Origin of the sequence: Algisphaera agarilytica (assembly GCF_014207595.1) — a bacterium.
Taxonomy (GTDB): domain Bacteria; phylum Planctomycetota; class Phycisphaerae; order Phycisphaerales; family Phycisphaeraceae; genus Algisphaera; species Algisphaera agarilytica.
Genome location: NZ_JACHGY010000001.1, coordinates 843,990 through 864,338 on the forward strand (window position 1 = coordinate 843,990; position 20,349 = coordinate 864,338).

The 20,349-nt window shown below is 63.9% G+C and carries 16 protein-coding genes; 6 read left to right on the plus strand and 10 right to left on the minus strand.

Translation table 11 applies throughout. The annotated features are described in order from the left end of the window. Positions 1 to 50: 50 nt before the first annotated feature. Both HNQ40_RS03655 and obgE read right to left on the minus strand, forming a co-directional pair. Positions 51 to 833: a type III pantothenate kinase gene (locus tag HNQ40_RS03655; RefSeq protein ID WP_184676481.1), complete on the minus strand. Its 783-nt coding sequence runs from the start codon at positions 831 to 833 to the stop codon at positions 51 to 53. Between the two features lie 92 nt (positions 834 to 925). Beyond that, complete coding sequence (gene obgE / locus HNQ40_RS03660) at positions 926 to 2,014, minus strand: GTPase ObgE (protein ID WP_184676483.1); 1,089 nt, start codon at positions 2,012 to 2,014, stop codon at positions 926 to 928. Between the two features lie 423 nt (positions 2,015 to 2,437). On the opposite strand from obgE, the gene HNQ40_RS03665 reads away from it, so the two are divergent. Next, positions 2,438 to 2,923 carry a transposase gene (locus tag HNQ40_RS03665; protein ID WP_184676485.1) on the plus strand — a complete coding sequence of 162 codons (486 nt, stop codon included), beginning with the start codon at positions 2,438 to 2,440 and terminating at the stop codon, positions 2,921 to 2,923. 139 nt (positions 2,924 to 3,062) lie between these two features. Here the strand turns inward: HNQ40_RS03665 and HNQ40_RS03670 are convergent, their stop codons facing one another. Beyond that, the gene (locus HNQ40_RS03670; RefSeq protein ID WP_184676487.1) at positions 3,063 to 3,893 is read right to left on the minus strand and encodes a helix-turn-helix domain-containing protein; all 831 of its coding nucleotides are present in this window, start codon (positions 3,891 to 3,893) and stop codon (positions 3,063 to 3,065) included. 243 nt (positions 3,894 to 4,136) lie between these two features. On the opposite strand from HNQ40_RS03670, the gene HNQ40_RS03675 reads away from it, so the two are divergent. From HNQ40_RS03675 to HNQ40_RS03690, 4 genes are all read left to right on the plus strand, one after another. Continuing rightward, positions 4,137 to 5,459: a Gfo/Idh/MocA family protein gene (locus HNQ40_RS03675; protein WP_184676488.1), complete on the plus strand. Its 1,323-nt coding sequence runs from the start codon at positions 4,137 to 4,139 to the stop codon at positions 5,457 to 5,459. Then, positions 5,456 to 6,244: a 3-keto-disaccharide hydrolase gene (locus tag HNQ40_RS03680; protein ID WP_184676490.1), complete on the plus strand. Its 789-nt coding sequence runs from the start codon at positions 5,456 to 5,458 to the stop codon at positions 6,242 to 6,244. The genes HNQ40_RS03675 and HNQ40_RS03680 overlap by 4 nt, the downstream gene beginning before the upstream one ends. Positions 6,245 to 6,379: 135 nt before the next feature. After that, entirely contained in the window at positions 6,380 to 7,069 is a 690-nt protein-coding gene (locus HNQ40_RS03685; RefSeq protein WP_184676492.1) for an NUDIX hydrolase, read from the plus strand. 85 nt (positions 7,070 to 7,154) lie between these two features. After that, a complete protein-coding gene (locus tag HNQ40_RS03690; RefSeq protein ID WP_184676494.1) occupies positions 7,155 to 8,549 on the plus strand; it encodes a hypothetical protein in 1,395 nt (464 codons plus the stop codon). A gap of 103 nt (positions 8,550 to 8,652) precedes the next feature. Here the strand turns inward: HNQ40_RS03690 and rpmA are convergent, their stop codons facing one another. Then, positions 8,653 to 8,901 carry a 50S ribosomal protein L27 gene (gene rpmA, locus HNQ40_RS03695; protein WP_184676495.1) on the minus strand — a complete coding sequence of 83 codons (249 nt, stop codon included), beginning with the start codon at positions 8,899 to 8,901 and terminating at the stop codon, positions 8,653 to 8,655. A gap of 529 nt (positions 8,902 to 9,430) precedes the next feature. Here rpmA and HNQ40_RS18580 point away from each other — a divergent pair. Further along, positions 9,431 to 12,646, plus strand: a complete 3,216-nt coding sequence (locus HNQ40_RS18580) for a hypothetical protein (protein WP_221435361.1) — start codon at positions 9,431 to 9,433, stop codon at positions 12,644 to 12,646. Between the two features lie 372 nt (positions 12,647 to 13,018). Here the strand turns inward: HNQ40_RS18580 and HNQ40_RS03705 are convergent, their stop codons facing one another. From HNQ40_RS03705 to dapB, 6 genes are all read right to left on the minus strand, one after another. Next, positions 13,019 to 14,182 (minus strand): MraY family glycosyltransferase, encoded by a 1,164-nt coding sequence (locus tag HNQ40_RS03705; RefSeq protein WP_184676499.1) that lies wholly within the window; start codon positions 14,180 to 14,182, stop codon positions 13,019 to 13,021. Positions 14,183 to 14,282: 100 nt separating this feature from the next. Beyond that, positions 14,283 to 14,993, minus strand: coding sequence for a prepilin-type N-terminal cleavage/methylation domain-containing protein (locus HNQ40_RS03710; protein ID WP_184676501.1), 711 nt, complete (start codon positions 14,991 to 14,993; stop codon positions 14,283 to 14,285). Further along, on the minus strand, positions 14,990 to 16,621 hold the full coding sequence (locus HNQ40_RS03715; RefSeq protein WP_184676503.1) for a sigma-70 family RNA polymerase sigma factor: 1,632 nt from the start codon (positions 16,619 to 16,621) through the stop codon (positions 14,990 to 14,992). Before HNQ40_RS03715 ends, HNQ40_RS03710 begins: the two co-directional genes overlap by 4 nt. A gap of 157 nt (positions 16,622 to 16,778) precedes the next feature. Further along, complete coding sequence (locus HNQ40_RS03720; protein WP_221435362.1) at positions 16,779 to 18,230, minus strand: alpha-L-fucosidase; 1,452 nt, start codon at positions 18,228 to 18,230, stop codon at positions 16,779 to 16,781. A gap of 189 nt (positions 18,231 to 18,419) precedes the next feature. Continuing rightward, positions 18,420 to 19,448 (minus strand): deoxyhypusine synthase family protein, encoded by a 1,029-nt coding sequence (locus HNQ40_RS03725; protein WP_184676507.1) that lies wholly within the window; start codon positions 19,446 to 19,448, stop codon positions 18,420 to 18,422. 73 nt (positions 19,449 to 19,521) lie between these two features. Beyond that, positions 19,522 to 20,268 (minus strand): 4-hydroxy-tetrahydrodipicolinate reductase, encoded by a 747-nt coding sequence (gene dapB, locus HNQ40_RS03730; protein ID WP_184676509.1) that lies wholly within the window; start codon positions 20,266 to 20,268, stop codon positions 19,522 to 19,524. Between the last annotated feature and the right edge of the window lie 81 nt (positions 20,269 to 20,349).

Sequence of the window (20,349 nt, forward strand, 5' to 3'; positions counted from 1 at the left end):
GAGGGCTGGACGGATGGTCGCCCGCCTCGCTTCCCCGATCACAATCGTCTTCACTGCGCCTCATCCGCTTGCTCCCGCGCGATGCGTAGCGTCGCTGCCAGGCCCATGAGCGTGAGGTCGGGGGCGATGCGGTCGATCAGGTCGTAGTCCTGGAAGAGCAGCGGCGCATCGCCGCCGGTGGCGACGACGAGGGGGAATTGCCCGGCGTGCTCGGCGAACTGCTCGACGAGCTCGCGGACCATGCCGCGCAGGCCGTGGAACACGCCGACCTTCATCGCCTCGATCGTGTTGTGCCCGATGACGTTTTCCGGGCGGTCGAATTCGACGTCGGGCAGCTGCGCGGTGCGCTGATTCAGGCTGTCGAGCATGAGCTGGGCGCCGGGGGCGATCGCGCCGCCGTGGAACGTGCCCGCGCCGTCGACGAAGTCGACCGTGATCGCGGTGCCGGCATCGACAACGACGCAGGTTTGTTTCAGCACGTCGTAAGCCGCGGCGGCGTTGAGCAGACGGTCTTCGCCGACCATGGCCTCGGGGTCGAGCTGTCGGCCGATGGGGATGTTGAAGTCGCGCTCGGCCAGGTGGACCTCGCGCCCGAGGTGGGCGGCCAGCGTCTTCTGGATCGGCTCGGCGATCGTGGGGTTCACCGACGACAGCAGCACGACCGCGTCGTCCTTGCCACGCAGCGGGGCGTAGGCACGATCGATCGCGTCGGTGATCTTGCCGTTGCGGTCGTTCACGAACGTGGCGGTCTCGGCGAGCTTGCCGTCGACGAATCCGCCGATGCGGGTGCGGGTGTTGCCGACGCTGACAGCGAGGAGGTTGACTTCAGACATACAAAGCAGGGAATAGGGAGTAGGGAGTAGGGAGTAGGGAGTAGGAAATCGTGGCGGGCGTGAGACGCGCTCGTGGATTTATCCTTGACGGGTTATTCGCTGGCGGGTGGTTGGCTTTTCCAACCGGGGGCGGTCTCGGGGGCGGCGTGGAGCAGGGCCCACGCTTCTTCGAGCAACTCGGTCAGGCCCACACGGGTCGCCGAGCTGAACGTGAACACCGGCTTGCCGAGTTCGTCGGCGATCATCTGCCGCGCGACCTCGTGGTCTTCGGGCCCGCCCATGAGGTCCATCTTACTTAGCGCGATGATCTCCTGCTTGTCGGCCAGGGCCGGGGAGTGCGACGCGAGCTCTTTGCGGATCACGTGGTAGTTCTCGATCGGGTCGCTGCCGTCCTCCGGCTCGGGCTCGAGCACGTGGATGAGCAGCTTCGTCCGCTCGACGTGACGCAGGAACCGCGTACCCAGCCCCGCGCCCTCGCTCGCTTTTTCGATCAACCCGGGGATGTCGGCGATGACCAGCCGGCGGTTGTACCCCTCGGGCGTACCCCCCGAGTTGTTCTTGCCGAAACCGCTGCTCAGCTCGGCGATCCCGAGTTGGGGCACCAGCGTCGTGAACGGGTAATCCGCAACCTTCGGCTCGGCAGCGCTCACCACACTCAGCAACGTGCTCTTGCCCGCGTTGGGTTTGCCCAGCAGGCCGATGTCGGCGATCAGCTTGAGTTCGAGGCGAAGATCAAACTCCTCGGCCGGCTCGCCCGGCTCGGCCTCGGTGGGGGACTGGTTCGTCGCGGTTTTGAAATACTCGTTGCCCCGCCCGCCCTTGCCGCCTTTGGCAACGGTGAAGGTCTTGCCCTCGTAATCGAGGTCGACGATCAGCTCGCCGTTTTCTTCGTTGTACACCAGCGTCCCGGGGGGCAGGCGGATGGTGAGGTCCTCGCCCTTCTTGCCGTGCTGCTGCTTGCCCCGCCCCATCTCGCCGGCCTCGGCCCGCCAGTGGTGCCGACCCGCGAAGTCCAGCAGCGTCTCCACCTCCGGGTCCGCCACGAGAATGACCGACCCGCCGTCGCCGCCGTCGCCGCCGTTGGGCCCGCCCTTGGGGATGTACTTCATGCGGAGGAACGAGGCGCACCCGTCCCCGCCCTTGCCGGACTTCACGTAGATGTTGGCGGTGTCGATGATCATGGGAACGCCCCATCCTACTCGCCCCCCGGCATCCACGCCCGGTCCTGGAATGGCACCCGGAATCGCGACCGGAACTGCACCACGAGAATCGTGTCCACTGGCCCGGTCGTGGTCTGGAACTGGTCTGGTTTTGGTGGTCTGGTCTGGGGGTAGACCAGTTGGCGGACCAGATGTCGGGCGATTGAGGCTCGGTGGGATTGAATTCGCCCATAGTTGAATCACCCACAAAAGGAACCCCTTGCTGTTGTATGCATATTTATATATTATAGGTTTTTGTACGGTTTTGATCAATCCCCCCCTTTAGCCCCGGGCTTTGCCCGGGGTCTGGGATTCAAAGGCTTTGACTGCTTGAGTGTTGGTTGCGGGGATTGGTTTTTGGGCGCTTGCCCCCCGGCAGAGCCGGGGGCTAAGGGGGCAATGAAAATGGCGGAATTCCGGGTGAACCTGTTGGCGACGATGATCACGACGACGACCTACGGGGTTTGGCTGCCCGGGGATGTGCGGGGGTACGTGGAAGACGGAAAAGTGTTGCCGGGCGATCCGCGGAAGGTGGAAGCGGCGCGGGCGTTGATGACTGCGGAGGCGGTGGTGTTGACGACGACGGAACAAGACGCGGTGTTTGATGGGCTTTGTCGCGGGGTCGTGGAATTCAACTATGAACTGCTCGCTGTTTCGGTCGAGTCGTGGCACGTCCACGTGTTGGTGTCGCATGAAACGGATGCGGTGAAGACGGTGGTGGGACGACTGAAGAACCGGATGCGTCAAGCGGTGGACGAGGTGTCACCGGGCCGGGGGAGGGTATGGGCGAAGGGGTATGACAAGCGGTACTGCTTCACCGACGCGCAGGTGCGGACGCGGATGGCGTACATCGAACGACACGCGGGTTGTCGTGCAGTTCCCCGCCCTTAGCCCCGGGCTCTGCCCGGGATCGGACTCAAAGGCGTGGCCAATAATGTGATCGAAGACGTGATCGTGTTTGGGGGCATAGGCCCAAAGTGGTTTATTTGTTGGTGGTAAAACCCCGCCCGCCCCCGGGCAGAGCCCGGGGCTAATGGGGGGCGAGTTGGTTGGGGCGGCAGCCGAGTTCGCGGTGGACGCTGCGGTAGCACTGGGCGTAGCTGCCGAAGCCGGCGGCGGTGGCGGCTTGTTCAAGGGTCAGGCGGCCGCCGCGGCCGACGAGTTCGCGGAAGAGGCGGACGCGTTGGCGGGTGCGGAAGTCGGTGAGGGTCATGCCGATCTGCCGGGCAAATAATCGCGACAGGTGGGCGCGGCTGACGTGGCACTCCTCAGCAATCGCATCGAGGTTGTCGGCGTCACGTCGGTGTGCGCGTTCGTGTAGTAGCCGCGCGGCTTTTTCCACGGCCGGGTGGAGGTGCGTCCCGGCGGGGATGTCGGCGGCGTGTTCAAACATCTGCCACGCTTCGCTCAGCAGCCAGGCGATGCCCGCCCTTCCGCGTTGGTGGGTGGTGCCTTCCAGACCGGCAACCCGACGACACAACCCGCCGAGCATCTCGGCTTCGGGCTCGGCGAGGATTCGGCCCCGCAGCTCGACGGGTTCATCACGATCGAGCAGCCGTTGCCAGTGGGATAGCCCGGCGTCCTGGCTCATCTGCCGGACGAGCGGTTCGCTGAACACCGCGACCCACATCCGCATGTCGCGGGACTGGTCGATGAGCACGTGCGGCTGCTGGGGGAGCAGCCACGTGAGTGAGTCGGTGGGCAGGCGGTAGCGCTGGCCATGGATGAGGTACTCGACCCAGCCGCGTTCGATGAGGTTGAACTCCCACTCGGCGTGCTGGTGGCCGAGGTTGGGCCCGCCGCGTGGCCCGCCGGTGTTCAGAAACAACCGCGAGGAACCCAGCTCACCGGGAGGGAGCACCTGGACCCGTGGGATATCACCATTTGCAATGTTTTGGCTTTCTGGCGGCATGGCGAGGATGAACTAACCCACAGGATAATCTGGAATCCGCAGAATGCGCGATTTGGACCATATCGCGATTTGTCATGATATGAGAATTCGTGCCATGCGGACGCGCGGGGACAAGCCCCGCGGCTAACGGGACGCCGCAATTGGGGGCGGCCATCGACTCTGATCCCATGTCTGAACCATCAGGACTCTCGCATGAACACACCGACCACTCAAACCCTCCTGAGCCGACGGTCTTTCGTAAAAGCGGCCGGTGCCGGGGCGCTGGCGTTCCCGACGCTGATTCCTTCGCGGGTGCTGGGCGACACCGCCCCGTCGAAGCAGATCACGCTGGGCTTCATCGGCGTCGGCGGGCAGGGCGTCAACGTCAACCTCAACGGCTTCCTCCCCGAGAAGGACTGCCGGGTGGTCATGGTCTGTGATGCCCACATGGGCAAGGCCCGCCAAGCACAACAGATCGTCAACGAGCGCTACGGCAACACCGACTGCCAGGCGGTGCAGGACTTCCGCGAGGTGCTGGCCGACCCGGCGATCGACGCGGTGGTGATCTCCACGCCCGACCACTGGCACGTCACCATGTCGCTGATGGCGATGCGGGCGGGCAAGCACGTGTTCTGCGAAAAGCCCACCCATAGCATCCACGAGGGGCGCATCCTCACCGACGCGTTCACCAAGAGCGACCGCGTCTTCCAGGCGGGCATCGAAGACCGCTCGGCGGTCCACTTCCACAAGATGGTCGAGTGGGTAAAGAACGGCGCGATCGGCGAACTCCAACGCGTCGAAGTCAGCATGCCCGGCGGGATGTACTACAAGATGCAGGACCCCAAGCCCGTGCCCGAAGACCTTGACTGGAACCTGTGGCAGGGCCCGGCGGCGTACCGCGAATTCTTCCCCGCCCGCATCAACCCCGGGGGATGGCGTCAGCACTCGCTCTACGCCAAGGGCGCGATCATCGATATGGGCACGCACCTGGTCGACACCGCCCAGCTCGGTGTGAACGATCCGGATGTCTGTCCGGTCGAGGTGACGGGCACCGGCGAGATCCCCGAGGGCATGCTGACCGACGTGCCGGTGAGCTACGACCTGAACTACCGCTACGGCAACGGCGTGGAGATGCACGTGTTCAACGGCTCGACCAAGGGCTGGGACCCGCAAGCCTGCGTGCTCGAATTCCACGGCAGCAAAGGCTGGATCAAACGCGTCGGCTGGGGCGGAAAGATCGAAGCCAGCGAGCGCGACATCCTGCGCAAGAAATACACGCCCGAGCAAAACAAGCACTGGACACGCCCGCCACGCGAGCAACGCGACTTCCTGGACGGCATCCAAACGGGCAAGCGCACGACCTACCCGCCGATCGACCTGCACCACATGTCGACGACGCTGCACATGGGCGTCATCTCGATCGAGCTCGGCCGCACGTTAAACTGGGACCCGCAAAGCGAGGCCTTTCTCGGCGACGACGAAGCCAACGCCAAACGCTCCCTCCCGCCGGCCCGCGACTGGGAATCTGCATCATGAAACCATGGATCATCGCCCTCGGACTCCTCTTCTGCACCGCGTCGGCGGCCGCGGAAGAAGGCTTCTACCAATACAAACACCCCGGCCACCCGGACAACCCGCTGGTGCCCGGGATGCAGTGGAAGGTCCACGACAACGACCGGCCGCACGCGCCGCGTGTGATCCCCGGCAGCTACGACGAGCAGGCGATCATGGCCCCGCCATCCGACGCGGAAATCCTGTTCGACGGCACCCACCTCGACGCGTTCAACGAGAACAAGTGGTTCCTGAAAGACGGCTACGTCATCGCGCACTGGGGCGGCCTGCAGAGCAAGAAAGCCTACGGCGACATGCAGATGCACCTCGAGTGGCGCACGCCCAACCCGCCGCTGACCGAAAAAGTCGGCGCGATGGGCAACAGCGGCATCTACATCATGGGGCTGTACGAGCTGCAGATCTACGATTCGTACAGCTCGAGGATCTACGCCGACGGCGCCGCGGGCGCGATGTACGGCCAGTGGCCCCCGCTGGTCAACGCCTCCCGCCCGCCGGGCGAGTGGCAGACGTTCGATATCTATTTCACCGCCCCGGTCTTCGACGGCGACCAGGTCATCGAACCCGCGAAGATCACCGTGCTGCACAACGGCATCTTCATCCACGTCGACACCGTACTGACCGGCCCGACCAGCCACCGCAAGCCCAAGGCCTACGAACCCCACGCCGACCGCCTGCCGTTTTATTTGCAGGGCGGCAAAAACCCCGTCGAGTTCCGCAACATCTGGGTGCGTGACCTCGAGAGCCCTTAATCGGCCGACACCACCAATCCCACCGGGATCGAACCGCGTCTCAATCGACGCGGTTTTACATATTTTTTCAAGCGCGCTTGACTTAGTGTCGATTTGACAATATCTTTTAGTATAAATAACACTAAGGAGCCCGTCATGCCCACCACCTACGACTACCCCCGCCCCGCCCTGACCACCGACTGCGTGGTGTTCGGCCTGGACCAGGAAGAGCTGATGGTGCTGCTGATTCAACGGGCCAGCGACCCGTACGCCCAGCGATGGGCGTTCCCGGGCGGGTTTGTGGAGGTCGGCGAAACGATCGACCACGCCGCCCGACGCGAGCTCGAGGAAGAGACCGGGTTGCGCGACGTGTTCCTCGAACAGCTCTACACCTTCGGCAATCCCGATCGCGACCCGCGTGAGCACGTGATCAGCGTGGCCTACTACGCCCTGGTCAACCTGCACGACCACCGCGTCCAGGCGGCAACCGATGCGTGTGACGCGGCGTGGTTTGCGGTGGACGACGTGCCCCCGCTGGCGTTCGACCACGCCACGATTCTGGATACCGCGCTCGAACGCCTGCGTGGCAAGGTCCGCTACCAGCCGATCGGCTTCGAGCTGCTGCCCGACAAGTTCCCGCTGCGGAAACTTCAGCACCTGTACGAAACCGTGCTCGGGCGGTCGCTGGATAAACGCAACTTCAGGAAGAAGATCCTCTCGATGGGGGTCCTCAAAGAACTCACCGAAGTCGAGCGTGATGTCTCGCACCGCGCCGCAAGGCTCTACCGCTTCGACAAGAAGAACTACCAGAAACGATTGAAACAAGGCTTCAACTTCGAGATATGAAACGAGGTGACCCGTGATTGGAATCCAAACGATAAAACAAGGCGAACGCGTAGCGGTCTGGACAAAAGACGGACGCGTTCAATTGATGGACGGCCCCCGACGCATCCGCACACGGGGAAGAACGATTGAACCCCTGCGAAGGATCACCGCCGACGAGCAACACTTCCTGGCGGTGCAGTTCATCGATGGCCACACCGAACACTTGGCGGGGCCAACCGAGCTCTTCATCGACCCCACGCAGCACGCGAAGATCAACAAAGAGCAGGCCACCGCACTGGATGCGGGGGTGGCGCTGCTGCTCTACACCCGCGGCGACGACGGCGAGGTGACGTGGGAAGTGGTCCGCGGACCCGCCCGGATCGTTCCCGGGCCGAACCAGTGGCTGCGCCCGCTTCCCCTGCACACCGCGGGTGAAGATGAGTATCTGGCCATCCGCTTCCGTGACGGGCGGACCGAGCACCGGCCCGGTCCCACCGCGATCCACGAAGACCCCGTGGAGCACGAAGCGGTTGAGGTCCATCAGGCGTTGCCCATCAGCACACATGAAGCGGTCGTGGTCTACGGCCGAGACGCAGAAGGCCGGGTCAACCGCCGGGTCCTCCGCGGGCCCGCTCAGTTTGTACCCGCCAGCAACGAGTGGTTACACGAGTTCCGTTGGCACGGGGCGGACCCGAAGAACCCGCGGGTGAAAGTGCCTCGGGCGTTGCGCTTCAATCGGCTGCGGGTGATCCCCGACCAGATGTATGTCGATGTCGAAGATGTCCGGACCGCGGACGACGCCCTGATAGCGGTCAAGCTGATGCTGTTCTTCGAGCTGACGGACATCGAGCGGATGCTCGACCAGACCCACGACCCGGTCGCGGACTTTTTGAACGCGGTCACCGCCGACGTGATCGATTTCGCTGCCACCCTGAATTTCGAGCAGTTCAAGGCCCGCACCGAACAGCTCAACGAGCTGGAGGCCTACCCCAACCTGACCAACCGGGCCGAACGCATCGGCTATCGTGTCAACAAGTTGGTCTACCGGGGTTACGAGGCCAGCAACAAGCTCCAGGTGATGCATGACGACGCGATCGAGGCCCGGACTCGGCTCAAGCTGGAGGGCGAAACCGAGCGGCAGGCCCAAGAGCTGGCCGATCTCAAACTCGAGCGAGAGGGCCAGCGGGACGCGATGCGTCGAGAGATGCAGCGGGAGCAGGCGGAACACACCCGCCAGCTAGAACGCGAGGCCCATACCGAGAACTTGCGTCAACGGGCCGAGGAAGCGGAACAGCAGGCCACCGGTCAAAGACTGATCAACGAGGTCGAGCTAGACCACATCAAGGCCAAGGACACCCAGCAGGCCGCCCTGCTCGGCCAGATGCAAGCGATGCAGATCGACGTCACACGGTATCTAGTGGCCCAGTACCAGAACCCCGACCGCCTGGTGCGGATCGAGGGCGGGGGCACCCCACCGGTTCACCTGCATGAGCCCGGCTAATCGCTCGGTCGCTAACCCAATTCAAAAAAACGCCCCGCAACGGATGCGGGGCGTTTTCATTGATTTATACAGATAGTGTTCGCGTAAGCGGCTGGGCTTCGCCTCAGGCCACGGCTTCTTCGCGGACGTGGACCTTGCGGCCTTGGAATTCCACGGTGCCGGGGATCAGGGCGAAGAGGGTGTCGTCTTTGCCGATGCCGACGTTGAAGCCGGGCTTGAACTTGGTACCGCACTGGCGGACGATGATCGAGCCGGCCTTGGTGGCTTGGCCGCCGTAGATCTTGATGCCGCGGAACTGGGGGTTGGAGTCGCGACCGTTTTTGGTCGAGCCTTGTCCTTTTTTGTGTGCCATGGTGGAACTCGTGGGTTCGGGGTGGTTTCGGGGTATCGGGCCGGGGCACGGGCGTTGGGCCGGGCTTTGGCGAGCCGAACATCTTAATGGATGGTCGCTGCGAAGGCAAGCGTGGGGTGATCCGGGTTCGGCCGGGGTTTCGGGGGGCGGATTCGGGAGGGCCCCGCATCGACCCCGGATTCGAGCAGGCCAGTCTAGTCTTACGGCCCCGCCGCCACCCCTCGGCCTAAACGGTACTTTGGGCAAGGTCCGACAACAGTCGGGCAGGCAGTATTGGCGTCCGGGATCGCCCGTCTTCTCGGACCCACAGCTTGGGCGTTCAAAACCACTTGCGTCTCGTGGTGCAGCCATTTAGACTGACCGTCCGGGTTGGATTGATCCGTATTCATTTGCGGTTCAAAATTTGTTTACCGTATCGCCCCATTAACGTCGTCTGCCTCACGCAACACGACCCCGCCTGATCGTTCGATTTAGTCCCCGCATCGGAGGCCTTGCTTTGCTCAAACGTCAACACGCTGCCGTTGTTCTCGTGACGTGTGTCGCCCTGTTTTCCGGGGCAACCCCTCGGGCCCTGGCTCAAGACACCACGGCCGCTGAACTGCTCCAACAAGGCATCACGCTCATGGAGGCCGGCGATTCGCAAGCCGCCAAGGAAGTGCTTGAGCAGATCGATGCCATCGCGCTTTCCAAAGAGCAACGTCAAGCGCTGTACGCGGCCCTGACCGACATCGAAACCACACTCGCCGAAGCACCCGCCGAACCCGCCGCCCCCGCGGCCACGGAAGTTGCCGAGGCACCTGCCGAGACTGAAGCCCCCGCCGAAGCCGGCCCTACCGCCGCGGAGGTGCTCGCTCAAGCCGACGCCGCCGCCGAGGCCGACCCCGGCACCGCGATCGCTTTGTACACCTCGCTGATCGAAGACGGCGGCAGCGAAGCTCAGACTGCCCAAGCCCGCATGGCCGACCTGCTGCGTGAACTCAACGCCGACGTGACCCAAGCCAAGCGTACGCTTGACTCGGCCGAGGCCGACCTGGCCGCGGGCCGCTTCGAACTGGCCCAGGACAAGTTTGCCGCCGTGACCGCTTCGGGCGTTGAACTGGGTTGGTTCGACGAGCAACGCATCGCCCGCGGCAACGAACGCATCGCCGAAGCCGGCGTCGCCGCCGAAGCCACCGCGGTGGCCGAAGCTCCCGCTGAGCCCGAGCCCGCCGCCGAGCCGGCCGTGGAAGTGACCCCCGCGGTCGCCGTGGCCCCCGCTCCCGCCGCTTCGCCCTCGCTCAACGCCGAGAGCGACCTGATCGTGCAGGCCCGCAAGGCCGTGGCCAACGAGTACTACGTCGACGCCCAGGCCGCCATGGAGCAAGGCTACGACGCCCTGGCGATCAACCTGCTTAGCCAAGCCGATGAACTGGACCCCAACAACCCCGCCATCGAAGCGAGCCTGGCCCAGGCCACCGCGACCGCCGGCAACAACATCCAGCTCACCAACCAGGTCGACAACTTCAAGCTGCGTCGCGACGCCGCCCAGGCCGCGTACGACGAGTCGATGACCAAGGCCCAGGGCAAGCTCGAGGCCGGCGACTACGCCGGTGCGGGCAACGACGTCGCCGCCGCGAAGAACACCATCGAAAACAACCAGGAGTTCTTCAGCGTCAGCGAATTCGAAAAACGTCGTGATGCTGCGACCGAACTCTCCAAGACGATCAACCAACAGCAGATCGCCGCGGCGATCAAGGCCGACGAAGACGCACGCAAGAAAGCGGAAATTGACAACGCCGAGGCCCTGAAGCGTGCGAAGAAGCAAAACGCCCAAGAGGTGCGTGAGCTGATCATCAAGGCCCGACAGTTCCAGAAGGAAATGAAGTACGAAGACGCCCTGCTGCTGCTAGAGCGTGCTCTGTTCATCGAGCCCAACAACTTCACCGCTCAGCTCCTGAAGGAAGTCATCGAAGACTCGCAGGTCGCGGTGAACTACACCAAGATCGAACGTGCCCGTCGCCTCGAAGGGGCACGCGACCACCTGCTCAACCGCGAAGCCATCATCCCCTACACCGACCTGGTCACCTTCCCCGAGGACTGGCCCGAGCTGTCGGACCGCCGTATCCGTGGCCTCGATGACACCGGCGGCGAATCCGAAGCCAACCGCGAGACCGCGCTGCGTCTGAAGAAGACCGTGCCGATCAGCTTCGACGCCAACCCGCTGGAGTCGGTCATCGACTACCTGCGTGAGACCACCGGCGCCAACATCTTCGTGAACTGGCCCGCCCTGATCGACAGCGGCGGCATCGAGCAGGATCAGCCGATCTCGCTGACGCTCAACAACGTCCCCGCCGAGAAGGCCCTGGAGCTCGTCCTCCAACAAGCCTCTTCGACCGGCTTCGGCGACCCGATCGACTACTCCATCATCGATGGCGTCGTCACCATCTCGACCGCTGAAGACCTCAAGCGCTCGACCGACCTCCGCGTCTACGACATCCGTGACCTGCTGGTCCAGGTCCCCAGCTTCACCGACGCTCCCGAGTTCGACCTGACCGAAGCCCTGTCCAACACCAACTCCGGTGGCGGCGGCGGCGGCGGCGGTGGCGACAGCATCTTCGGTGATGACGAAGATGACGAAGATGATGAAGAAGAAGTCACCCGAGCCGAATTGATCCAACAGATCACTCAGCTCATCGAGGAAACCGTCGGCCAGTTTGAAGACTGGGAAATCGAAGGCGGCGAATCCACCGTTCGTGAACTCAACAGCAACCTCATCATCAAGACCACCCCGGACAACCACCGCCAGATCAACGATCTGCTGGCCCTGCTCCGCGAAACCCGTGCGATCCAGATCTCAGTCGAGGCCCGCTACCTGCTGGTCGACCGCAACTTCCTGGAATCGGTCGCGGTCGACTTCGACCTCGCCTGGGTGGGTGGCCAAGAAGCAGACGGCACCGGCTTCCAACCGGTCGCCCTGGATCAAAACTCCGCGGGCCAAGGCGGCACCGGCATCGCCGCTCCCGTGATCGACGCCCTGAGCTACGAGCCCTTCTTCGCGGTTGACCCCGCGTTGGGCCTGGGCGTCAGCTTCATCGACGACCTCTCGGTCAACCTGCTGGTGGAAGCCACGCTGGCCAACCGCAACTCGATCTCGCTGACCGCACCCCGCGTCACGTTCTTCAACGGCCAACGTGCTTACGTGGTCGTCGCCCGTCAGATCGCGTTCGTGTCCGACCTCGAGCCCATCCCCGACGCGGCGGGCTTCGACGTCACCGTCTCGGTCACCCAGTCCGGCGTCGTGCTCGACGTCGAGGGTACGATTTCGGCCGACCGCCGATACGTCACCCTGACGCTGCGGCCCAGCCTGGCCGACGTTGCCGAAATCGATGAGTTCCGTGTCATCGGTATCATCGACGACGACGACGATGATGACGGCATCGACACCAGCGGCGTCTTCGAAGGCTTCATCCAACTCCCCGTGCTGGACATCACCACCGTCCGTGCCACCGTCAGCGTTCCCGACCGCGGCACCCTGCTGGTCGGTGGTCAACGCCTCGTTGGCGAGACCGAAGTCGAGGCCGGCGTCCCCGTGCTCTCGAAGATCCCGGTCCTCAACCGGCTGTTCACCAACAGCTCGAAGGTGGAAGACGAGCGGACGCTCTTGATCCTCATCAAGCCGACCATCATCATCCAGAACGAGCGTGAAGAGGATGCCTTCCCCGGCATCTCCGAGAACCTCAAGGAACTCGGCGCCAACCTGAACTGATCATTGCATCAGTCAACCGGCCTCGGCAATCACAATCCCTCAACCGCCCACCGAAAGGTGGGCGGTTTTTTTATGGGGGTTAAACGTGGGTGAGGGGTGAGGGGTGAGGGGTGAGGGGTGAGGGGTGAGGGGTGAGGGGATGATCATACGCCGCGGGGGTGGCGTGGAGCAACGTTAGCCGCGGGGCTTGACCCCGCGCGTCTCGCACAAAACCGATCGAGTGCTTGAGGTGATCGCCATCCCCTAAATTCACCATCCCGGCGATACCTTTGTGCAAATAAAGCGCATCGATGCGAAAGGCAGCGCGGGGTCAAGCCTCGCGGCTAACGCTGTTCCAATCACCATGCTCCCTACTCCCTATCTCCCTACCCCTCACCCCCGCTTGCCCGACTCCAGCAGCGCCAGCACGGCCAACACCGCCCCGGCCTGCACCGCCACGAGCACGGCCTGCCAACCCTCCAGCCGACCCAGCATCACCCCGCCCAGCCCTGTGGCCAGCGTCGAGAGCAGGATCACCGTCAAAGCCTTGCGCTTGCTCAGCCCCTTGCGGAGCAGGCGGTGGGAAAAGTGGTTGTGGTCCCCCTGGAACGGGCTCTTGCCCGCCAGCAGCCGCATCACGGTCACCGACGTGAAGTCGTACAAAGGCACCGCGAGCACCAGCACGGGCATCATGACGCCGTACCACGCCGTGCCGGGCCCCGACAGCACGCCCGGCTCGGCCCCGGGAACGACGTACGTCGTCCGCACCGAGATCACCGCCAGCATCAGCCCAACCAGAAGCGACCCGCCATCGCCCAGGTACAGCCGGGCGGGCGGGAAATTGAAGAGCATAAAACCCAGCAGCCCACCCACCAGCAACGCCGCCAACCCCGCCACGAACCACTGCCCGGCGATCAGCGTCGCCGCGAGGTACAGGCTGCCCACGACGATCCCGACGCCCGCCGCCAGGCCGTCCATGTTGTCCAGAAAGTTCATCGCGTTGGTGATGACCGCGATCCAGAGCACGCTGACCACGATCGAGGCCACCAGCCCCAGGGTCCCCCCGCCCGCCTCCGGGTTGCCCAGGAACGACAGCACCCGCACGTCCGCCAGCACCACCAGCCCCGTCGCCACGGCCAGCTGCACCGCCAGCTTGGGCCAGGCCCCCAGCGCCCTACGGTCGTCCACCAGCCCCATCACATGCAGTACCGCCAGGGCCACGAGCAAGCCGCCCCCCAGCTTCGTGGTCTCCTGCAGGCCCGGCAGGTGCGTGACCAGCGCGTTCTCGCCCACGCCCGGCAGTTGCTCCCAAACCTCCGACGGCACCAGCCACACGCCCAGCAGCACCCCCACCATCGGCCAGGCGATCGCACAGAACAACGCCACGCCGCCGGTGTTCGCGATCGGTTGACGCCCGGGCAGAAGCGCGAGTTTGTGCGCCTCGGTGCCCGCCTGGTCCACCAGCCCCCACATCTCACTCATCCGCCGCACCGCCAGGCACAACGGCACACTGATCAGCAGGGCAACGAAACCGAGGGCAAAAATAATCCAAACCATATGACGGAGTGTCGCGGCAAACCGCCCTCTTGTCGAGCCGTCATCCGCTGCGTTGTCCTGCGTGCAGCGAGACCGCTTGCCGGACAGACTTCCGTTGGCGTCAGAATCCCCACCAGTCGGTCATGCGCTGGTAGTGATACGTCATGCGTGTGGAGTCGTGGGCGGAATGGTGGGCGACATGCCCGTCCACGAACATGATGTTGAGGCCGCCGGAGTGCTGCGGCTCCCAATGGTTGAGGGTGGCGGTGAAGCTCAGTGTTTCCTGGGTGTAATCGTCTTTGTCTGGCGCGTCCGGCTCGTTTTCAAACCGCCAGTTGTTGTCGCCGCCGAGGATGTGCGCAGAGGTGTGTCGGACCCGGGCGCGATCGACCGGAGCAAAGCCGAAAAGTTTCGCTTGGTCTGCCGCATCGAGGGCCACCGCCCGGGTGCCCAGGAAGTAGTGGTAAGGCGTATCGGTGGGGTACTCGTGACAGCCGGAGAAGACTTCTCGGCTGGTCATATAGGTGTCGATCTGTTCCATCCACGAAGGCAGACCTGTGACCGGGTCGATCATCCCCCAGCCGATCTGTCCGCCCGCGGTCGGGTAGAGCTCCTTGTGATCGTTGGCGTGCATCTCCAGCGCCTTGCCGACGTGGGCGATCTGAGCGCTGCAGTGGGTCTGGTGGGCCGCCCTTCGGGCCGAGCGGAGCGCAGGGAGCAGCAACGCCAAGAGCAGCGCGATGATGCCCAGGGCCACAAGTAGCTCGATCAGCGAAAAGCCGGCCTGAGTGGCGGGGCGCTCGCCCGCCGTAGAGTCGTTGCAGGAGATCATGGCTGATACTCCACAAACATCGCCAGGGTGAGGCCTTCTCGCGGATCATTAAAGCCCTTGGGGTACTGACCGTTGAACGGTGAGTTTTTCAAATACACCGCGGTTCGAATGACGCCGTCATCACCTGCTTCGTAGATCATCTTCCGGGAGTCGACCATCTTCCCTTGCGGGGTAGCAAGGGTGAAGACCCCGCCGAGACGTTTGGGCTTCGAATCCACATCCCACTCCTTGACCTCAAGCTCGCCCACGGGCTTTTCGGGATTCGTGACTTCGAATATCTGCCATCGCTCCGCGGCAGGCATCACGTAGTACTGGTCGGCCAAGAGCCACGGCCCTTGCAGGGTGTAGACCGTGGTGTCGCCCTGTAGCTGCCGGCTCGCCGCCGCCTGCTCGGGGCTGCGGGCACTCGCCATCAACACCTGCCCCGCTTCCCGGTTCTCCGTAAATGATTTGGGGATCTTTCGCGGCCGCTTCCCGTCGAAGGCACCGGCGTAAAAAATCAGGCATTGCCCTCGGTTCAGGAATTGATAGACCGCCTTCCGCGTCTTGCCGATGTTGGCGCGGTCTTGATCGGAGATCGGGCCCTTCCCCTCGATGCGCACCAGCTCGAGGTCGATCGTGGCTGGCTCGGCGAGCGGGTCATTGTCGGCGATGGTGTACACCCAGCGGATGTCCGGCTTCCGGGTGTAGAGGATGACTTCATCGTCTTTCACAGCGAGCTGAAGCAACGTGTCGGAGATGCCGGAGATCAGCACCGGCTGCAGCGGGCGATCGAAAGCCGGGTCGGGAAGGCCCGAGGCCGCCGGTTCCACCACCGTGATCTGGGGAACAGACAACGTCGTGGCGGTGGAAGACGGCTGAGGCGCACGCTCGTTCGTCACCGAAACGACGCCGATGGTGGCCGCGGTGGTCAAAACGGCGGCGGCACCTAGCCACCCCAACTTGCCGGATAAGAGAGTGGTTAAAGCATGGCTCGCCGAAGCACCGGGGGCCATCCCACTCCCCACGCCGCTGAGCCCGAGCTTCATCAAGCCCGCGCCCAGCGTGCCGGGCACCTGCGCTAGGGCCGCGTCCTGAACCAGGAACGTGGTTAGGGCCACGGCCGAGGTCGCCACATCCCGCTTGGCCAAGACATCGCGCAGCCGCTCGGTCGCTCGGCCGAGGCGGTGTTGCAGGCCCGACCGGCTGATCCCCTGTTCGTCGGCCAGATCGGATTGCGTACCGCCCTTGAGGTAGTAGCTCAGAATCAGTTCGCGGTCGGACGCACGGAGTTCCTCGAGCGCCGCGTCGACCTCGGCCATGATGGCCTGGCTCCGCTCCGCTTCATGGTTGTCGGTGGGTACCCACGCCAGCTCGTGACGCCGCCGGGTCGCGTCACGCCGGATGCGGCTGATACTGGCGTTAGTGGCGCAGCGGTGCAGCCAGCCCGCGATGTTCCGCCGAATCTTCGCTGCGTTTTCTGCCAGCTTCAGGAACGTCTCCTGGACCGCGTCCTCGACATCCGCCTCGTCCCGGAGGTGGCGGCGGCAGGCGGCGTAGACCAGCCGTTGGTACGTCCTCACGAGGTGTTGGAAAGCTTCGACATCCCCATGGCGTGCGTAAAGTTGTAGAGCTTGCTGATCGGTCATCACAACCATCCTTTCTACAAACTAGACGCGAGACACCCGTGCGATGCCGGTGACCGCTCAACATATTTTCTGTCACACCCCACCATGACAGCAAGCGGGGACGTGGTACGTCACCCGCTTGCGGCCGTGTTTCTCGATGTAAACGCAGCTTGCTGCCTTATGCCGGGGTGAGCTTCAGACACCAGGCGTACTTGCCGGGCTTCTCGGCGGGGAGCTTGACCTTCATCGCTTCGTCGTCGCGGGTGTATTCCACCTCGCCCGGGTGGCCGAGCAGCCCGACCTTGGCCAGGTGCTTGTGGCAGAACCGGCGGTCCTTGTAGAAGTTCTTGATGTGGACCTCGCCCGACTCGGGCCAGCCGAGGAAGTGGACGTAGATGATGCCGTCCTTGGTGGTGAAGCGCAGGTCTTCGGGGCCGAAGTCCTTGCGGTTCTTCTCGGCGAAGTGGCCTTCGGGCACCGCGGTCGGGCCCTCGCCGTAGATCTTCCAGGGGTAGGTGTCGTAGATGCCTTCGCCGTTGATCTTCATCCAGCCGCCGAGCTCGCGGAGCAGGTCTTTCTGCTCCTGCGGGATGGTGCCGTCGGCACGCGGGCCGACGTTCATGAGCAGCGCCCCGTTCTTGCTGACGATGTCGACGAAGTCGTGGATGATCGCTTCGGGGGTGCGGTACTTCAGGCCCTCGATGTAGCCCCAGGAGTTGTAGGCCAGCGAGGTGTCGGTCTGCCAGAACGGGTAGCGGATGCCCTTGAGCTGGCCGCGTTCGATGTCCCAGACACCCGCGTTGGCGGGCATGGCTTCGTTCTTGAAGTTGATCGCGCCTTCGATGCCCCACTCCTTGCAGCGGTTGTAATAGTAGGCCGCGAAGGTGCGGAACCGCTGGGCGTAGAGCGCCTCTTCGATCCACCAGTCGAAGAACACCACCTCGGGGCGGAACTTGTCTACGAGCTCGCAGGTGCGGACCAGCCAGTCGTCGAGCCACTCGTCGCCGGGCGTGCTGCCGTGGACGACGCGCATCTTCTCGCAGAAGGGCATGTTGTCGGTCGGGCCGTAGAGGTCGCGGTACTCGGGGTCCTGCACGTCGGAGGGCATCAGCGTGCCGCCGTTGAAGAACCAGCAGTTCTCTTCGCGGTGGGTCGAGACGGCGAAACGCATGCCCTGCTTGCGGACCGCCTCGGCGAGCTCGGCGGTCACGTCACGCTTCGGGCCCATGTTCTTGGCGTTCCACCGGTTCCACGGCGTGTCGTACATCGCGAAGCCGTCGTGGTGCTCGGCCACGGGCATGACGAACTCCGCCCCGGATTCCTTGAACACCTCGGCCCACTCGGTGGCGTCGTAGTGCTCCGCTTTGAACTGCGGGATGAAGTCTTTGTAGCCGAACTGATCGACCGGGCCGTACGTCTCCACGTGGTGCTTGTGGACGTCGGTGTCGGGCACGTACATGTTGCGGGCGTACCACTCGCTGCCGTAGGCGGGCACGGCGTAGACGCCCCAGTGGATGAAGATGCCCAGCTTCTTGGCGCGGTACCAACTGGGCACCTTGAACTGATCAAAGTTGTCCCAGTTCGCATCGTCAAACGGCCCCTGGGCCACGACGTCGCGAATGGTGTTCAAGGCCGCGTCATGAGACACCGTGCCGGAAGAAGAGCCGTTCAAAGTATGTAAGCAGTTGGACATTAATTAAGGATAACTCAAAATCACGTCTTGTCGACCACAATAACACTTATTGTTGTAGACAATTTTCAATTGTTAACCTATTTTAACTGCCTTATCGCACCCAAAAAACGCTCCATTCCCAGGCGATCAATCGCCCAAGACATAGCTGAAGACCAGCGGGGCAACGATCGTCGCATCAGACTGGATCATAAACTTGGGGGTCTCCGGGGCGAGCTTGGCCCAGGTGATTTTTTCGTTGGGCACCGCCCCGCTGTACCCGCCGTAGCTGGTCACCGCGTCGCAGACCTGGGCGAAGTAGCCCCAGAGCGGCGTGTCGGCCAGCTTGAGGTCCTGGATCATCAGCGGCACCGCACAGATCGGGAAGTCGCCCGCGATGCCCCCGCCGACCTGGAAGAAGCCCACGCTCGGGGCGTCGCTTCCGGCGTTGTTGTTGGCCGAGTACCACTCGATCAGCGCGGCCATCGCCTCGGTGCCGAGCTTGGCGACCTGGTGCGAGAACTCGCCGCGGATCGCCCCGGCGGTGAACACGTTGCCGATGGTCGAATCCTCCCAGCCCGGGGTATAGATCGGCAGGTTCTTCTCCGCCGCAGCCAGCATCCACGAGTCCTCCGCGGGCATCTGGAAGTGGTCGGCGAAGTCGGGCTGAGCAAAGACATCCCGGTAGTACTCGTAGGGGAACTTACGCGTGCCATCCAGCTCTGCCTGCTTCCAGATATCCAGCAGCCGGTTCTCGAAGTGACGCATCACTGTCTCAGGGATGCAGGTGTCGGTCACGCGGTTCATCCCGCGGTCCAAGAGGTCCTGCTCGTCCTGAGCACTGAGCGCCCGCCAGTTGGGGCACCACTCGTACTCTTTGCCCGCCAGCAACAGGAAGATGTCTTCCTCGAGGTTCGCGCCCGTGCAGGTGATCGCGTGGACTTTTTCTTCACGGATCATCCGGGCCAGGATCCGCCCGATGCCCGCGGTGCTCATCGCGCCCGACAGCGTGATCATCATCTTCCCACCCGCCGCGAGGTGGTCCTCGTAGCCCTTAGCCGCGGCGAGGGTTTCACGGCTGTTGAAGTTGGTGTAGTGGCGCTCCATGAAGGCGCGGATCTGGCCGGATTCGATTTCGAATTTCGGATTTCGGATTTCGGATGTAGTGGCCGTGGTCATATGTCTGCTCGTATAAAAGTTCATAGAGGACTTCGGGTTTTGCTTTCCGAAATCCGAAATCAAAAATCCGAAATCATTTCAGCCCCATCACGTCCTTCATGTCGTAACGCCCGGGCTGCTGCCCGGCGAGCCACTTTGCGGCGCGCAGCGCGCCCGAGGCGTAGCTGTCGCGGCTGGTGCTGACGTGCTTGAGCTCGAGGCGTTCGCCCGGCGCGGCGAGGAAGAGCGTGTGTTGCCCGGCGTCGTCGCCGATGCGCAGGGTCTGGACGGTGATGTCCTTGGGCTGGCGGGGGTCGTCGCCGTGGCGGGTGAGCTTGACGTGCTCGTCGAAGTCCCGCCCCGCCGCGTCGGCCACCACGCGGGCCAGCGTGAGCGCGGTGCCCGAGGGCGCGTCCTGCTTGTAGCGGTGGTGGGCCTCGAGGATTTCGAGGTCGTAGTCGTCGCCCAGCAGCTTGACCGCCTGGGCCGAGAGGTGGTTGAGCACGTTGACGACCTGGCTGAAGTTGGTGGCCTGGAGAACCGGGATAATCTGGGCAGCGGCGTCGAGGTCGGCCTGGTCGGCGTCGGTCAGGCCGGTGGTGCCCACGACGATGGGCGTCTGGGTCTCCACACAGCGGGCCAGCGCGGCCCGGAAGCCGTCGGGCAGGGTGAAATCGATCAGCACGTCGCACTGGCCGGCGTCGAGGGCGGCGAGCTGCGGGCCGTCGGGGTTGGCGGCGTCGATGGCGGTGGTGACGGTGAGGTCGGCGTCGGCGTCGGCGAGGGCGATGAGGCGTTGGCCCATGCGGCCGGCCGAGCCGTGGATGGCGAGGGTGGTCATGGTGTCTGCTTTCGTGCGGGGGCGTTCAACAACGGTTGACTGCCGAGTCGAGCGGCTTAGATTACAATATGTAGACGATCT

Bases quoted from the DNA above. Each gene is read 5' to 3' on its own strand.
- HNQ40_RS03675 (WP_184676488.1), top strand. From the start codon at position 4,137: ATGAACACACCGACCACTCAAACCCTCCTGAGCCGACGGTCTTTCGTA.
- HNQ40_RS03655 (WP_184676481.1), bottom strand. From the start codon at position 833: ATGTCTGAAGTCAACCTCCTCGCTGTCAGCGTCGGCAACACCCGCACC.
- HNQ40_RS03725 (WP_184676507.1), bottom strand. From the start codon at position 19,448: ATGACCACGGCCACTACATCCGAAATCCGAAATCCGAAATTCGAAATC.
- obgE (WP_184676483.1), bottom strand. From the start codon at position 2,014: ATGATCATCGACACCGCCAACATCTACGTGAAGTCCGGCAAGGGCGGG.
- HNQ40_RS03665 (WP_184676485.1), top strand. From the start codon at position 2,438: ATGGCGGAATTCCGGGTGAACCTGTTGGCGACGATGATCACGACGACG.
- HNQ40_RS03690 (WP_184676494.1), top strand. From the start codon at position 7,155: ATGGACGGCCCCCGACGCATCCGCACACGGGGAAGAACGATTGAACCC.
- HNQ40_RS03680 (WP_184676490.1), top strand. From the start codon at position 5,456: ATGAAACCATGGATCATCGCCCTCGGACTCCTCTTCTGCACCGCGTCG.
- HNQ40_RS03710 (WP_184676501.1), bottom strand. From the start codon at position 14,993: ATGATCTCCTGCAACGACTCTACGGCGGGCGAGCGCCCCGCCACTCAG.
- HNQ40_RS03705 (WP_184676499.1), bottom strand. From the start codon at position 14,182: ATGGTTTGGATTATTTTTGCCCTCGGTTTCGTTGCCCTGCTGATCAGT.
- HNQ40_RS03715 (WP_184676503.1), bottom strand. From the start codon at position 16,621: ATGACCGATCAGCAAGCTCTACAACTTTACGCACGCCATGGGGATGTC.
- dapB (WP_184676509.1), bottom strand. From the start codon at position 20,268: ATGACCACCCTCGCCATCCACGGCTCGGCCGGCCGCATGGGCCAACGC.
- HNQ40_RS03685 (WP_184676492.1), top strand. From the start codon at position 6,380: ATGCCCACCACCTACGACTACCCCCGCCCCGCCCTGACCACCGACTGC.
- rpmA (WP_184676495.1), bottom strand. From the start codon at position 8,901: ATGGCACACAAAAAAGGACAAGGCTCGACCAAAAACGGTCGCGACTCC.